At 60.8% G+C, this 14899-nt stretch carries 12 protein-coding genes; 5 read left to right on the top strand and 7 right to left on the bottom strand.

Annotated elements, in window-relative coordinates; all coding sequences use genetic code 11:
- Window positions 1–396: 396 nt before the first annotated feature.
- Both G9X67_RS19910 and G9X67_RS19905 read right to left on the bottom strand, forming a co-directional pair.
- Entirely contained in the window at window positions 397–1770 is a 1374-nt protein-coding gene (locus tag G9X67_RS19910; protein WP_171599456.1) for a PleD family two-component system response regulator, read from the bottom strand.
- 18 nt (window positions 1771–1788) lie between these two features.
- Window positions 1789–2160: a response regulator gene (locus G9X67_RS19905; RefSeq protein WP_003547430.1), complete on the bottom strand. Its 372-nt coding sequence runs from the start codon at window positions 2158–2160 to the stop codon at window positions 1789–1791.
- Between the two features lie 132 nt (window positions 2161–2292).
- Between G9X67_RS19905 and G9X67_RS19900 the strand changes: the two genes are divergently transcribed.
- Together G9X67_RS19900 and G9X67_RS19895 are read left to right on the top strand one after the other, a co-directional pair.
- The gene (locus tag G9X67_RS19900; protein ID WP_138387543.1) at window positions 2293–2601 is read left to right on the top strand and encodes a DUF3572 domain-containing protein; all 309 of its coding nucleotides are present in this window, start codon (window positions 2293–2295) and stop codon (window positions 2599–2601) included.
- Between the two features lie 2 nt (window positions 2602–2603).
- Window positions 2604–3278, top strand: a complete 675-nt coding sequence (locus tag G9X67_RS19895) for a hypothetical protein (protein WP_138328238.1) — start codon at window positions 2604–2606, stop codon at window positions 3276–3278.
- Here G9X67_RS19895 and G9X67_RS19890 read toward each other — a convergent pair.
- Window positions 3253–3840, bottom strand: coding sequence for a GNAT family N-acetyltransferase (locus G9X67_RS19890; RefSeq protein WP_138328239.1), 588 nt, complete (start codon window positions 3838–3840; stop codon window positions 3253–3255). The genes G9X67_RS19895 and G9X67_RS19890 overlap by 26 nt on opposite strands.
- Window positions 3841–3916: 76 nt before the next feature.
- On the opposite strand from G9X67_RS19890, the gene G9X67_RS19885 reads away from it, so the two are divergent.
- Both G9X67_RS19885 and G9X67_RS19880 read left to right on the top strand, forming a co-directional pair.
- Window positions 3917–5206, top strand: coding sequence for a DNA polymerase IV (locus G9X67_RS19885; RefSeq protein WP_171599507.1), 1290 nt, complete (start codon window positions 3917–3919; stop codon window positions 5204–5206).
- Window positions 5207–5298: 92 nt separating this feature from the next.
- Window positions 5299–6552, top strand: coding sequence for a L,D-transpeptidase family protein (locus G9X67_RS19880; protein WP_171599455.1), 1254 nt, complete (start codon window positions 5299–5301; stop codon window positions 6550–6552).
- On the opposite strand, the gene dnaE is transcribed toward G9X67_RS19880, so the two are convergent.
- Complete coding sequence (gene dnaE, locus G9X67_RS19875) at window positions 6553–10050, bottom strand: DNA polymerase III subunit alpha (protein ID WP_171599454.1); 3498 nt, start codon at window positions 10048–10050, stop codon at window positions 6553–6555.
- Window positions 10051–10553: 503 nt separating this feature from the next.
- On the opposite strand from dnaE, the gene G9X67_RS19870 reads away from it, so the two are divergent.
- Window positions 10554–11018, top strand: coding sequence for a DUF5680 domain-containing protein (locus G9X67_RS19870; protein WP_138328242.1), 465 nt, complete (start codon window positions 10554–10556; stop codon window positions 11016–11018).
- Between the two features lie 204 nt (window positions 11019–11222).
- Here the strand turns inward: G9X67_RS19870 and G9X67_RS19865 are convergent, their stop codons facing one another.
- The 3 genes from G9X67_RS19865 to proS are packed head-to-tail and all read right to left on the bottom strand — an operon-like array spanning window position 11223 to window position 14563.
- Entirely contained in the window at window positions 11223–11906 is a 684-nt protein-coding gene (locus G9X67_RS19865; RefSeq protein ID WP_025394108.1) for an ABC transporter ATP-binding protein, read from the bottom strand.
- Window positions 11907–11920: 14 nt separating this feature from the next.
- Window positions 11921–13225 (bottom strand): lipoprotein-releasing ABC transporter permease subunit, encoded by a 1305-nt coding sequence (locus G9X67_RS19860; RefSeq protein WP_062943872.1) that lies wholly within the window; start codon window positions 13223–13225, stop codon window positions 11921–11923.
- Window positions 13226–13240: 15 nt separating this feature from the next.
- Window positions 13241–14563, bottom strand: coding sequence for a proline--tRNA ligase (proS, locus tag G9X67_RS19855; RefSeq protein WP_171599453.1), 1323 nt, complete (start codon window positions 14561–14563; stop codon window positions 13241–13243).
- Window positions 14564–14899 lie beyond the last annotated feature (336 nt).

The following is a 14899-nucleotide window of genomic DNA, read 5'->3' as shown; positions in this document are numbered from 1 at the left end:
ATTCTATGGTTAAAAGTCCAGATTTGGGACATACAAAGATTTGTCGCCTCTGCTTTGGATCGAAGCGTAGCGCCTGCTCTTTCCAAGAAATTCGACAATATAACTTAATAACTTACGCCACCCTTCCCCTTACGTGAGGTGACGCCGCCGCAATCTATTTGACCCCGTCGGCGATAGGCATTTTTTATAGTCTTCATTTCATATTGAGCTACGGCCTGCCGCTCTCAAGACTATCGCGCGGCAACACATCCGCGGCAACGCGGCGAGTCCAATTTTGGGCTATTGGGCTGCAATTTTTTCGCCCCGCAGTGCACAGGCGGAGATTAAAAATCGGTAACAATTCGCTTACCGCAGTGGAAAACCCGCAAATGGCGCCTAATGGCGGCAAATGATTCGTCACGCGGCCGCGGCGACCACGCGGTTGCGGCCGGTATTCTTTGCCTCGTAAAGGGCCAGATCCGCCTGTTTCATCAGTTGGTCCGGGGTCAGCACCGACGTAATGCGCGAGGCGATGCCGAAGGAAGCAGTGACGTTCAGTGCTTCCCCGGCGTGTTTCAGCATGAAGGGAGCGTTTTCGATTGCCGCACGAAGGCGCTCGGCGACGGCGGCGGCAATTTCCGGCGAGGTGTCGGGCATCACGACGACGAATTCTTCACCACCGTAGCGGCAGGCGAGATCGGCGCCGCGGATGGTCGAACGGACGCGATTTGAAAATTCCCGCAGCACTTCGTCGCCGCCATCATGGCCGTAGGTGTCGTTCACGTGCTTGAAGCGGTCGATATCGGTGATCAGCACCGAAAGCGGCCGGCCCCGCGCCATCGAACGGTTGAAGAGCACGTTCAGGTGGTTGTCGAGATAGCGCCGGTTATAAAGGCCGGTCAGCGCATCGGTCACGGCAAGCTCGATCGTCTGCTTGACGCTGGCGCGCAGCCGGTCGTTGTAACGCTTACGGCGGATCTGCGTCAGGCTGCGGGCAACCAGTTCGTTGGGATCGACCGGGCGGATGATGTAGTCGTTGACGCCGAGATCCAGCGCGCGCACGACCATTTCGTCAGCGCCCTGCTCGGTGATAATCAGGATCGGCAGAAAGCGGGTGCGCTCCAGCGAACGCAGCTGCGAGCAGAGGCGAAGCGGATCGTAATCGTCGAAGTTGGCGTTAACGATGACGAGATCGAACGCGCTTTCGGCCGCCTCGAAGAGGGCGGCCTGCGGATCGGAAAGGGCAAGCACGTCGGCGACGGGCTTCAGCGCCTTGATGATGCGCTCCTGCGAATTGGCGCGGCCGTCGACGAGCAACACTTGTGCGGTTTCGTCGGCGCGGCCCTCGCCTGCCCGTGTGAGGTCGTCAATGCCCATCGTATGGGCGGTGTCGGCGCGGATGCGCAGCTCATCGCTCAACGTCTTCAGCCGCAGCAGGCTCTTCACCCGGGAGATCAGTTGCAGATCGTTGACCGGCTTGGCGAGAAAATCGTCAGCGCCGGCCTTCAGGCCGCGCACGCGATCGGTCGGCTGGTCGAGCGCGGTGACCATGACGACTGGAATATGGGCGGTCTTCTGGCTGGCCTTCAGCCGCTCGCAGACCTCGAAACCGTCTATGCCGGGCATCATGATGTCGAGCAGGATGAGATCGACCTGGTTGCGCTCGCAGATCGCCAGTGCCGTGTAGCCGTCGGCTGCGGTCATCACGTCGAAATACTCCGCAAGCAGCCGCGCTTCGAGCAGCTTCACGTTGGCCGGAATATCGTCAACCACCAGTATTCGCGCAGTCATCAGCGTCTTTCCGATGCGTCAGGCATCGCCCAGATAGGTCTTGATCGTCTCGATGAATTTCGGAACCGAGATCGGCTTGGAAACATAGGCCTCGCAGCCGCCCTGGCGGATCCGCTCCTCGTCGCCCTTCATCGCGAAAGCCGTAACGGCGATGACGGGAATCACGTGCAACTCGTCGTCTTCCTTCAGCCATTTCGTGACTTCGAGGCCGGAGACTTCGGGAAGCTGAATATCCATCAGGATGAGGTCGGGGCGATGCTTGCGCGCCAGATCGAGCGCCTCCATACCGTTTCTGGTCTGGATCGTCGTATAACCGGACGCCTCGATGAGGTCGCGAAAGAGCTTCATGTTGAGCTCGTTATCTTCTACAATCATCACCTGTTTGGGCATGACAAGCTGTCCCTACGTCCGTTCGCGCAGCGGTTCGTCCCATGAGAAAGGCACATGCGGACAAATAGCTCGTGAAACCGATAGCGCACGCTACCGGTATTTGGTTGAAGAAAAGGTAACTTACCCAGCGAAATGCAAAGCAACTTCAAGACTTCGAAACAACAGGCCGCCGACCCGCACGAGACAGCGATCGCCGTGCTCGGCTGGCTTGCCGACGATCCCGACATGTTCGGCCGCTTTCTTTCCCTCACGGGTGTAGCGCCCGGCCAGGTGCGCAACGCCGTCAACGATCCCGGATTCCTCGCCGGCCTGATGGATTTCCTGATGAACCACGAACCGACGGCGATGGCCTTCTGCGCGGCGAGCGGGATCAGCCCGGAGACGGTGACCGCCGCCTGGCGGCATTTCTCGTCACCGGGCCTCGATTCCGGAGAATACTGACCGTGACCTCCGGGGAATTCGACATCTCGCATATCCGCCTCGGCGAACGGCCGTTGATCGTCTGCGACGTCGACGACGTCGTGCTGCAGTTCATCGGTCCCTTCCAGCTTTTCCTTCAGAGCCAGGGCCACGCGTTTCTGCCGCGATCGTTCCGGCTTCACGGCAACATCGTCTCGCAAGCGGACGGCGTGGAGATCGAGGATCAAGAGGTCAGCCGGCTGATCGAGGAATTCTTCGAGGCCCAAGAGCTGTGGCAGACGCCGCTCGACCGCGTGGTCGAAACGCTCGACCGACTTTCGGAAGAGGCCGATGTGCTTTTCCTGACAGCCATGCAGCCGCGGTTCCAGGACCAGCGCCGACGCCTGCTGGACAGGATGGGCCTCGTCTTTCCGCTGCTTGCCACCGAACAACCCAAGGGGCCGATCGTTCACGCATTGCATGCCAGCCGCTCCCTTCCCGTCGTCTTCATTGATGATATGGCGCGCAATCTGCATTCCGTTAGGGATCACGTCGCCGATTGCCTGCTGATTCACCTGATGCCGAACTCGCCCGTCCATCGTTTCGCACCGGCGGTTGCCGACGAGATCACCCGCGCCACCGACTGGACGCATGCGGCCGAGCTGATCGAGGCGCATTTTCTTTCCGGCACCTTCACGCACGCAGTTCCAGCCGCATGAGCGGCCGGCCGTCCTTGCGCCGTGCTATCGTCTCGAAACCGGCGGCATCGAAGATCGCCGTCGAGCCGATGCAGAGCGTCACGGATTTCGACTGCTTCACATGATCGATCGGACAGGCTTCGAGCAGCCGCGCTCCCTGGCGCCGCGCATGGTCGATCGCGCCGGCGAGCAGACGGTGGCTCATTCCCTTGCCGCGCAGTTTGGGCAGCAGGAAGAAGCAACTGACGGCCCAGATGGATGGATCATGCGCATCGCTCTCCTCCAGCGGCCGCGAGACGGTGCGCGGCGAATTGAACTGCGACACGTCGTGGCGCGGCCCGACCTGCACCCAGGCGACCGGCGCGCCGTCGGCATAACAGAGGATGCCAGGCGGCGGACCCGCCTTGATCCGCTCCCGCATATGCGCCTTGCGCTCGTTGGCCGCCATCTTGGTCCTCACCGCATGTGGCAGGCGCAACGCGACGCACCAGCAGTTATAGAAGCCACCCTGTGGCCCGAACACGATTTCGAAGTCATCCCAGCGTTCTGGCGTTACCGGCTCGAAACGAAGATCGTTATCCAAAGGCAAAGCTTCCACCCTATCTTGTGACTCGGAAGCTTAAGGCGTAACCTCACAATGTTCAATCTTTGTTCCCATGATGACGCCCACGCCTGACAAGACACCCGGCTTCTGTCGCGACTGCCTTGCCGAGCAGAAGGGCGAGGCGCGCCGTTGCGTTTCCTGCGGCAGCCCGCGCCTCGTGCGCCATCGCGAACTCTACGCGCTGACGCTCGCCCATATCGACTGCGACGCCTTCTACGCAGCCGTCGAGAAACGCGACAATCCCGAGCTTGCCGACAAGCCTGTCATTATCGGCGGCGGCAAACGCGGCGTCGTCTCCACCGCCTGCTATATCGCCCGTATCCATGGCGTGCGGTCGGCCATGCCGATGTTCAAGGCGCTGGAAGCATGCCCTCAAGCGATCGTCATCCGTCCCGACATGGAGAAATATGTCCGGGTCGGACGGCAGGTGCGCGCCATGATGCAGGATCTGACGCCACTGGTGCAGCCACTGTCGATCGACGAGGCCTTCCTGGAACTCGGCGGCACCGAGAGGCTGCATCACGATCCGCCGGCACGCACGCTCGCCAAATTCGCCCGTCGCATCGAAAGGGAGATCGGCATCACCGTTTCGGTTGGGCTTTCCTATTGCAAATTTCTCGCCAAGGTCGCCTCCGATCTGCAGAAGCCACGCGGCTTTTCGGTCATCGGCCGCGAGGAAGCGGTCGAGTTCCTGGCACCGCGTCCCGTCACCACGATCTGGGGCGTCGGCAAGGCCTTTGCGGCGACGCTGGAGGCGGACGGCATCCGCACCATCAGCCAGTTGCAGCAGATGGAGGAAAACGACCTGATGCGCCGCTACGGCAGCATCGGCCAGCGGCTCGCACGGCTGTCGCGCGGCATCGACGACCGCGAGGTGCATCTCAATGATGCCGCCAAGAGCGTATCGGCCGAGACGACCTTCTTCGACGACACCTCGCGCTACGACGATCTGGTGCCGATCCTGCGCAACCTTTCCGAAAAGGTGTCCTGGCGGCTGAAGAAAAACGGCATTGCCGGCCATACCGTCGTCCTGAAGATGAAGACCGCCGATTTCAAATCGCGCACCCGCAACCGCAAGCTCGAAGACCCGACCCAACTTGCCGACAGGATCTTCCGCACCGGGCTCGAACTTCTCGAAAAGGAAACGGACGGCACGAAATTCCGCTTGCTTGGCATCGGCGTCACCGATCTCGGCGATGCCGGCCGCGCCGATCCGCCCGATCTCATCGACCAGCAATCAGGGCGGCGAGCGGCTGCCGAAGCGGCGATGGACAAGCTGCGCGACAAGTTCGGCAAGAAGACGGTCGAGACCGGCTACACCTTCGGCAGCAAGCGCGATCACTAAGGCGTGAAACCTGCGGGTGATCCAGCCTATAAAATCTTCCTTAAACTTCGTCCCATAATGTGCCGGGCAAGTATTGCGTATGGTTGGGTATCATGTTCTCGCGTCTCGTCTTCGGCCTCGGCTTGCTGTCGGCCACCGCACTCGTGCACCCCGCTCTTGCCGCGGATGTGCGCACGCTGCAGATCATCGTCTCGAAGGACAAGCAGTCGCTTGCGGTCTATGATGGCACCGAGGTCGTCGCGACCTCGAAGGTCTCGACCGGCAAGGACGGCCACACGACGCCGAGCGGCATCTTTTCGGTGCTGGAAAAGCAGAAATACCACGAATCCAATCTCTATTCCAACGCCCCGATGCCGTTCATGCAAAGACTGACATGGTCAGGTATCGCGCTGCACGAATCCAATTCGGTGCCGCGTTATCCGGCATCGCATGGCTGCGTGCGTATGCCCGCCGCCTTCGCAAAAATGCTCTATGGGATGACCGACCGCGGTGTCCCCGTCATTATCAGCGACGGTGAACTGGCGCCGCAGCCGATCGAGCATCCGACACTTTTCCATCCGGATGCACCGGCGATGCCGCTGCTGTCAGACGTCGAACTGCGGCCCTCCATGCCCGACAGCCCCGAGAAGCCTGTGCAGGTGGCGATGAACGACACGGCTGCGATGCCGATGCCGGCAGCGCCGCCGATTGCAGCGCCCGAACCCGAGCCGCCGTCCGAGCCGATCAGCATGCTCGTTACGCGCCGGACCCTTCGCGAGACGGTGATCGACATCCAGACCCTCCTCAACCAGCTCGGCTTTTCCGCCGGCAATCCGGACGGCTTCCTCGGTCCGTCGACCGTGCAGGCGATCAAGGCTTTCAGGACATTGCGGCCGGCGGAATTCGCCGCCGACAGGAGCCTGGTCTCCGACACGCTCCTCAGGGAAGTCTATGCCGCGGCCGGCAAGGGCGAGCCGCCGAACGGCGTCATCATGGTGCGGCAGGCCTTCAAGCCCCTCTTCGAAGCGCCGGTGACGATCGCCGATCCGGGACTGGCGCTCGGCACGCATTTCTTCACGTTGCATGCCGTCGATGCAAAGGCCGGCAGAGCGGACTGGCTCAGCATCACCCTCGAGAACAATCTTTCCCGCGAAACGATGAAGCGGCTCGGCATCATCAATCAGGAAAGCTCGATCATCACAGGCAAGCCGATCGCCCGTTCGCTCAGCCGGATTACCATCCCAGATGAGACCCGTCGCAGGATCGACGCCCTCATCGCGCCGGGCTCGACGCTGACGATCTCCGATACCGGCCTCGGCCGGGAGACCGGCGAAGGCACGGATTTCATCACAATCACGCGGGGCTGATCAGACAAGCTCGACGTCGACGACGCCGGGGGCGGCGCGAAGGGCGGCGGCAATCTCCGGCGTGATGCGGTATTTCTCCGGCAGCGCCACTTCCACCTCGCGTTTGCCATCCTCCTTGATGACGATGAAGGAAACGAGGCCATCGCCCTTGGCGTTCAGATGGCCGGCAACCATTCTCAGCGGTCCTGAATCGCGGACATAGACGCGCAGCGCCTTCTGCATCTGCAGCGACTTTTCCTCCAGCGACTGGATCGTCTGGATGCGCAGGCCGATGCCCTCCGGCCGCTCCTCGCCCGTCGCGGTCAGCACGAAAGATTTTCCCGATTCGAGCACATCGCGATACTGGTTCAGCATTTCCGAAAACAGCACCGCTTCGAACTGGCCTGAAGAATCCGAAAAGACGATGATGCCCATCTTGTTGCCGGTGCGGGTCTTGCGCTCCTGCTTCGAGATGACGGTGCCGGCAAGGCGCGCATTGGCCGCGCCCTGTTTGATGGCGGCGGAAAACTCGGCAAAGGTTTGCACCCGCATCTTCTGCAGGATGTTGTTGTAGGAATCGAGCGGGTGGGCTGTCAGATAAAAGCCCAGCACCTGGAATTCCTTGAGCAGCCGCTCGGAGGGGAGCCAGGGCGAGAACGGCGGCAGGGAGATCTTCTCAGGCCCCGACGTCAGCGTGCTGCCGAAAATGTCTGACTGGCCGCTCAGCTTGTTCTCCTGGGCGCGCTGGGCATAACCGAGAACACGGTCGAGGCCGGCTGCCAGCTGGGCGCGGTCCATGTCGAAACAATCGAAGGCGCCGGCATAGATCAGGCTTTCGAGCACGCGACGATTGACCTGACGCGGATCGATGCGCAGGCAGAAATCCTCGATGCTGGCAAAGGGCTTGTCGCCACGCACCTCGACGATATGGTCGACGGCGGATTCCCCGACGCCCTTGAGGGCGGCGAGCGCGTAATAGATGCGGTTGTCGCCGGTCTCGAAATGGCGAAAGGAGCTCTGCACCGAGGGTGCGATCACCTCGATGCCGAGGCGCTTGGCATCCTGGCGGAAATCATTGACCTTTTCGGTGTTGGACATGTCGAGCGTCATCGAAGCGGCGAGGAATTCGACCGGATAATGCGCCTTCATGTAGGCCGTCTGGTAGGAGACGATGGCATAGGCGGCGGCATGCGACTTGTTGAAGCCGTAATTGGCGAACTTCGCCAGCAGTTCGAAGATATTGTCGGCCTGCGGTTTCGATACGCCGTTCTTGACGGCGCCAACGACGAAGCGTTCGCGCTGCTGGTCCATCTCGGCCTTGATCTTCTTACCCATGGCGCGGCGCAGAAGGTCGGCTTCGCCCAGCGAATAGCCGGATAGTACCTGGGCGATCTGCATCACCTGTTCCTGATAGACGATGACGCCCTGGGTTTCCTTGAGCAGGTGGTCGATCATCGGATGGATCGATTCCAGCTCTTCGTCGCCGTGCTTGCGGGCATTGTAGGTCGGGATGTTCTCCATCGGGCCGGGACGATAGAGCGCCACCAGCGCGATGATGTCCTCGATGCAGTCCGGCTTCATGCCGATCAGCGCCTTGCGCATGCCGGCACTTTCCACCTGGAACACGCCGACCGTCTCGCCGCGCGACAGCATCTCGTAGGTCTTCTTGTCGTCGAGAGGAATGGCTGCGAGATCGACCTTGATACCGAGCTTGGCGACGAAATCGACCGCGACCTTCAGCACGGTCAGCGTCTTCAGGCCGAGGAAGTCGAATTTGACCAAGCCCGCCTGCTCGACCCATTTCATGTTGAACTGGGTGACCGGCATATCGGAGCGCGGATCGCGATACATCGGCACCAGCTTGGAAAGCGGCCGGTCGCCGATGACGATACCGGCGGCATGGGTCGAGGCGTGGCGGTAAAGCCCCTCGATCTTCTGGGCGATATCGAGCAGCCGCGCGACAACCGGTTCCTTTGCCGCCTCCTCCTGCAGCTTCGGCTCCTCCTCGATCGCCTTGGACAGCGGCGTCGGATTGGCGGGATTGTTCGGCACGAGTTTGCAAATCTTGTCGACCTGGCCATAGGGCATCTCAAGCACACGGCCGACGTCGCGAAGGGCGGCGCGTGCCTGCAGCGAACCGAAAGTGATGATCTGCGCCACCTGCTCGCGACCATACTTGGCCTGGACGTAGCGGATCACCTCTTCGCGGCGGTCCTGGCAGAAGTCGATGTCGAAGTCCGGCATCGAGACGCGTTCCGGATTGAGGAAGCGCTCGAAGAGCAGCGAAAAACGCAAGGGATCGACATCGGTGATCGTCAAGGCATAGGCGACCAGCGAACCGGCGCCCGAACCACGGCCGGGACCGACCGGAATGTCATGCTGCTTGGCCCATTTGATGAAGTCGGCAACGATCAGGAAGTAGCCGGGGAAACGCATGCGCTCGATGACGCTGAGCTCGAAATCAAGCCGTTCGCGATAATCCTTTTCCTCGTAACCCGGCGACATGCCGAGCGTTGCAAGCCGCATGTCCAGCCCTTCGACCGCCTGGCGGCGCAGCTCGCTCGCCTCGGCGCGTTCGGCCTCCTCGGCATCATCGGTCGCACCGGTGAAGCGTGGCAGGATCGGCTTTCGCGTCTTCAGCACGAAGGAGCAGCGCGTGGCGATCTCGATCGTATTTTCCAGCGCTTCCGGCAGGTCGGCGAAGAGCTTGACCATCTCGGCCCGGCTCTTCAGATAGTGATCCGGCGTCAGGCGAAAGCGGCTGTCATCGGAGACGATGGCGTTGTGCGCGACCGCCATCAGCGCATCATGGGCGTCGTAATCGTCGCGTGTCGGAAAGAAAGCCTCATTGGTCGCAACCAGCGGTAGGTCGTGGGCATAGGCGAGCCCGATAATCTTCTGTTCGTGCCGCTTGTCGTAGGTGCCGTGCCGCTGCAGCTCGACATAAAGCCTGTCGCCGAAGAGACGCTTCAGCGTGAGCAGCCGGACTTCCGCCTGAGCGGGATGGCCTTCCTTGATCGCCACGTCGACCGGCCCGGTCAAGGCGCCGCTCAATGCGATCAGCCCTTCCGTGCCCGCCTCCTCCAGCCAGGAGGCGCTGATATGAACGGCCTGGTTGCTCTCGCCGCCGAGATAGGCCCGACTGACGAGATCGACCAGCCTTTCATAACCGGCATCCGTCGCGGCGAGAAGAACGATCGACGGCAGCTTGACCAGTGCCTGCTGGCCGCCGCGCTTCTCCGTTTCCAACCCATCTTCCATGTCGATCGAGACCTGGCAGCCGATGATCGGCTGCAGGCCGTCTTCCATCGCCTTCTGCGAGAATTCGAGGGCGACGAACAGATTGTTGGTGTCGGTAATCGCAATCGCCGGCTGACTGTCGCCGGTCGCCTTGTAGAGGATCTTCTTCAGTGGCAGGGCGCCCTCGAGAAGCGAATAGGCGGAATGGACCCTCAGGTGGATGAAGCCTGGCGTGCCGCCGGTCGCCTCACCCGTTGAACCCTTTGCCGTATCCGCCATGATATGCCTTTCCAATCACCCGAATGAATCGGACGCATTGTCGGCATAGAGGGCGATGATGTCCAGAAGAAGTCCCGCGTCCGGACCGCATGATTACCATGCGGTCCCCTGAAAACTTTAGAGCGCCATGACGATGAGCGAGAAGCTTGCAACGAACATTGCGATGGAGGTGAATGCTGCGATATCACGGATCATGTCAGTCATCGGGCTCTCCTTTACTCGTTATGTTTTCAATTTGTTCCATGTATGTTCCGTTGTCAACAGGAATCTTTTCCTCCTTTCTTGTGTTTGAAAATCCCAGGAAATAGGCGACGAATCGGCTAAAGGGCCGGCGCTCGATGTGATCGGCAGCAGCCTTGCCCTTTCCCGATCCGCCGCAGATTGGTCATGGTACTCAGGCGGCAGACCTCCTCAGGGCGACTCTTTATTTCCGGCATATGTTCTTTTTTTGTTCTTTACATGCCGCGGCATATTTGCCAGCATCGGGCCGAGAGGAGAATGACATGGTCGATATTGCGATGCTGAACGAATTCGTCGTGGAGGCGAAGGCTGCGACCTATGTCGGCGGCGGCGTGGCGCGCGTGCCCTGCCGGCCGGGTGCCCACGATATCGGTTTCGAACGCGGCGACTGGCGCTATCTCGACAGCTATTTCGGCGGGACCGATTTCGCCGGACAGGAAGTGGTGTGGCTTGCCGACGAGCCCGTCTGGGCGATGAATTATTTCGGCTGCATCATTGCGCCTGAGCTTATCGACGGCGCAGCAGCGGGAACGGTGATCAAGACGGCACTTTCTGCGATGTATCGCGAGGGCCGGTTTCTTGGCGGGATGGAATTCGACCATCCGTTCGGCCGCTATATCGACAGCAGCGAAGGCGGCTGCGAGCGGTTCAGCGGCCACGAATGCATCATGGTCGATGGCCAGAAGGCCTATGTGCTCGACTATCGCGGCGGGCTGGTCATCCCCTGATCGTGGCCCGCTACACCTTCCCCGCTCGCGGGGCGAAGGGACATGCCGCACCGGCTTTCTCTAACCTCGACGCTGCGTTTGGCACGTTCCCTCGCCCCGCTTTTACGGGGGTCCGAAGGACAGGGCGAGACGAGTGGCTCGACCCCGGTAGGTTAGGGTGAGGAGCAGCCATCGGCGTTAACCGGACAGCCATGGACCGCGGTCTCAGAAATCGACGATCTTGCCATCGGAGATCGTCACGCGCCGATCCATGCGGCGGGCGAGCTCGTGATTATGGGTGGCGATGAGGGCAGCAAGGCCGGATTGGCGCACCAGCGCTTCCAGCGCGTCGAAGACGTAGCTTGCCGTTTCGGGGTCGAGATTGCCGGTCGGCTCGTCGGCAAGAAGCAGGGTCGGCGCATTGGCGACGGCGCGAGCAATCGCAACGCGCTGCTGCTCGCCGCCGGAAAGCTCGCCGGGGCGATGCGAGCCACGATGGCCGATGCGCATATAATCGAGAAGCTGGCCGGCCCGCTCTCCGGCTTCCTTCCAGGAAAGCCCGGCGATCAGCTGCGGCATCATGATATTTTCAAGCGCCGAGAATTCCGGCAGCAAGTGGTGGAACTGATAGACGAAGCCGATTTCGCTGCGGCGGATGGCGGTGCGTTTCTCGTCGCTCAGGCCGTCGCAGGCATGGCCGTTGATGTTGACCTCACCGCCGTCCGGATGCTCCAGGAGGCCGGCGACATGCAGCAGTGTCGACTTGCCGGTGCCGGAAGGGGCGACGAGAGCGACAATCTCCCCCTTCGATATCGAAAAATCCGCGCCCTTCAGGATCGAGAGCAGCGTACCGCCCTGCCCGTAATGGCGCTCGACGCCGGTAAGCTGGAGAACGACGTTGCGTTTCATGAAGGCGGCATTCCTTATTCGTAGCGCAGGGCCTGCACCGGATCGAGCCTGGAGGCACGCCAGGCCGGGAAGATGGTCGCGATGAAGGAGAGCGTCAGCGCCATGACGACGATCGAGATCGTTTCGCTGAGATCCATCTCGGCCGGCAGCTGGCTGAGGAAATAGACCTGCGGATTGAACAGTACGGTGCCTGAAATCCACGAGAAGAACTGGCGGACGGATTCGATGTTGACGCAGACGAGAACGCCGAGCAGCACACCGGCAATGGTGCCGACGATGCCGATCGCCGCCCCAGTCATGAAGAAGATGCGCATGATCGCGCCGGCGCTGGCGCCCATGGTGCGCAGGATGGCGATATCGCTGCCCTTGTCCTTCACCAGCATGATGAGGCCGGAGATGATGTTCAGCGCCGCGACAAGCACGATCAGAGTCAGGATCATGAACATGACGTTGCGCTCGACCTGCAGCGCCGAGAAGAAGGTCTGGTTGCGCTGGCGCCAGTCGGTGATGGCGATCTGGCGGCCGGCCGCTTCCTCCACCTTGGGCCTCAGATCGTCGATATCGTCGGGGTTGTCGACGAAGAGCTCGATCGACTGCACCAGTCCCTCGGCATTGAAATAGAGCTGCGCTTCCTCGAGCGGCATGAAGATGATCGAGGAGTCATATTCCGACATGCCGATCTCGAAGAGACCGGAAATCTTGTAGGACTTGATACGCGGGCTGACGCCCATCGGCGTAATGTCGCCATCCGGTGACGTCAGCGTAATGAGATCGCCAACACGCAGACCGAGTTGGTCGGCCATGCGGGTGCCGATCAGCACGCCGTCGCCGGATGCATACCCCACCATATCGCCTGATTTGATGTTGTCGGAGACCGTCTTGAGCTTGGTCAGATCCTCGGCGCGGGCGCCGCGCACCAGAGCGCCGGTGCTGCCGCCGGCCTGGGCGGAGGCGAGCACCTGGCCTTCCACTAGCGGTAACGCCATCTTGACGCCGGGTACGGCGGCGAGTTTGCTGCTGAGGACCGGATAATCGGTGAAGGGGCCGTCGACCGGCTGGACGATCATGTGGCCGTTGATGCCGAGGATGCGCGAGACGAGTTCGGTGCGGAAGCCGTTCATCACGGCCATGACAATGATCAGCGTCGCAACGCCAAGCATGATGCCGACGAAGGAGAAGCCGGCGATGACCGATATGAAGGCTTCCTTACGGCGGGCGCGTAGATAACGCCACGCCACGAGGCGTTCAAAGGTGGAAAATGGCTTGCCAGCCGGACCCAAGCCGGATTTCGAACTCCGGTCCACTGCTGCCTCTGCCATTTCGCCTCCGTTTCCTTAAGCCACGAACCGATTGATCGCCGCTTCGATGGTCATCGTTTCGCGGGCGCCGGTCTTGCGGTCCTTCACTTCCACTTCGCCGTTTGCGACCGCACGCGGGCCGGCGATAATCTGTACGGGTACACCGATCAGATCGGCGGTCGCGAATTTCGTGCCGGCCCGGTCGTCGGTATCGTCATAGAGCACATCCTTGCCGGCCTTGCTCAGCGCGGCATAGATCAGCTCGCAGGTATCGTCACAGGCCTGATCGCCCGCCTTCATGTTGATCACAACGATATCGAAGGGCGCGACCGATGCCGGCCAGATGATTCCGTTATCATCATGCGATGCTTCGATGATGGCGGGAACAAGGCGTGTCGGGCCGATACCGTAGGAACCCATGTGAACGAAGTGTTCCTTGCCGTCAGGCCCCTGCACTTTCGCGCCCATCGGCTCGGAATATTTCGTGCCGAAATAGAAGATGTGGCCGACCTCGATACCGCGCGCCGACAGCCGGTCGCCCTCGGGAACGGCGTTGAAGGCCGCCTCGTCGTGCATTTCCGAGGTCGCCGCATAGAGCGAGGTCCAATTGTCGAAGATCGCCTGCAGGCCCTCGACACTGTCGAAATCGGTGTGTTCGCCAGGAATATCGAAGTCGACGAAATCCTTGTGACAGAAGACTTCGGATTCGCCGGTATCGGCGAGAATGATGAATTCATGGCTGAGCTTGCCGCCAATCGGGCCGGTATCGGCGCGCATCGGAATGGCGCGCAGGCCGAGCCGGTCGAAGGTTCTGAGATAGGCGGCGAACATCTTGTTATAGGAATGCTCCGCCGCTTCGCGCGTCAGATCGAAGGAGTAGGCATCCTTCATCATGAATTCGCGCGAGCGCATGGTGCCGAAGCGCGGACGGATCTCGTCACGGAACTTCAGCTGGATATGATAGAGATTGAGCGGCAGGTCCTTGTAGGACTTGACGGAGGAGCGGAAAATATCCGTCACCATCTCCTCGTTGGTGGGGCCGTAGAGCATCGGCCGATCCTGACGGTCCTTGATGCGCAGCATCTCCTTGCCGTAGGCGTCGTAGCGGCCGCTTTCCTGCCAGAGCTCGGCCGATTGCAGGGTCGGCATCGACAGCTCGATGGCACCGGCGCGGTTCTGCTCGTCGCGGATAATGGCGTTGACCTTGTCGAGCACACGCTTGCCGAGCGGCAGCCAGGAATAAATGCCCTGCGACTGCTGGCGGATCATGCCGGCGCGCAGCATCAGCCGGTGGGAGACGATTTCCGCCTCCTTGGGGTTTTCCTTGAGGATGGGCATGAAATAGCGGGACAGACGCATGGCGGATTCCGGAGCAGTTGAGATCCCGCAGCAGGCGGAATCGAAAGACCATTGTTAATGTCGGGAGCGTTCATAGCCGCTTCGCGGCAGGAAGGAAACCCGCAACGGATGCCGGCAACCTCCCGGAAGCGCATGTTCGCACCCGCAAAATGAAAGGGCATGAAAAAGCGCGTGTTTATAAGGGCTTGAACGAAAATCTTGTCAACAGAAAAATTTTGCTAGAGTGTAGCAAAAATGCAAAAAAAGCTGATGACAAAGCCCAATGTTTGAGCTAGTTTTAGCTCACAAAACAGGCAGGAAGTTAAATTCTTGCCGAATTCGCGGTCAAGTCTTGGG

The sequence above is a fragment of the Rhizobium sp. WYCCWR 11152 genome, from assembly GCF_013087615.1.
In the GTDB taxonomy this organism is placed as follows: Bacteria; Pseudomonadota; Alphaproteobacteria; order Rhizobiales; family Rhizobiaceae; genus Rhizobium; species Rhizobium indicum.
The sequence above is the reverse complement of the archived record's forward strand: the minus strand, read 5'-3'. Positions and strand labels throughout refer to the sequence as shown.

What these genes read in the sequence shown, in the direction of transcription:
- G9X67_RS19910 (WP_171599456.1), bottom strand. Translation starts at nt 1,770, where the DNA reads ATGACTGCGCGAATACTGGTGGTTGACGATATTCCGGCCAACGTGAAG.
- G9X67_RS19905 (WP_003547430.1), bottom strand. Translation starts at nt 2,160, where the DNA reads ATGCCCAAACAGGTGATGATTGTAGAAGATAACGAGCTCAACATGAAG.
- G9X67_RS19900 (WP_138387543.1), top strand. Translation starts at nt 2,293, where the DNA reads ATGCAAAGCAACTTCAAGACTTCGAAACAACAGGCCGCCGACCCGCAC.
- G9X67_RS19885 (WP_171599507.1), top strand. Translation starts at nt 3,917, where the DNA reads ATGACGCCCACGCCTGACAAGACACCCGGCTTCTGTCGCGACTGCCTT.
- G9X67_RS19880 (WP_171599455.1), top strand. Translation starts at nt 5,299, where the DNA reads ATGTTCTCGCGTCTCGTCTTCGGCCTCGGCTTGCTGTCGGCCACCGCA.
- dnaE (WP_171599454.1), bottom strand. Translation starts at nt 10,050, where the DNA reads ATGGCGGATACGGCAAAGGGTTCAACGGGTGAGGCGACCGGCGGCACG.
- G9X67_RS19870 (WP_138328242.1), top strand. Translation starts at nt 10,554, where the DNA reads ATGGTCGATATTGCGATGCTGAACGAATTCGTCGTGGAGGCGAAGGCT.
- G9X67_RS19865 (WP_025394108.1), bottom strand. Translation starts at nt 11,906, where the DNA reads ATGAAACGCAACGTCGTTCTCCAGCTTACCGGCGTCGAGCGCCATTAC.
- G9X67_RS19860 (WP_062943872.1), bottom strand. Translation starts at nt 13,225, where the DNA reads ATGGCAGAGGCAGCAGTGGACCGGAGTTCGAAATCCGGCTTGGGTCCG.
- proS (WP_171599453.1), bottom strand. Translation starts at nt 14,563, where the DNA reads ATGCGTCTGTCCCGCTATTTCATGCCCATCCTCAAGGAAAACCCCAAG.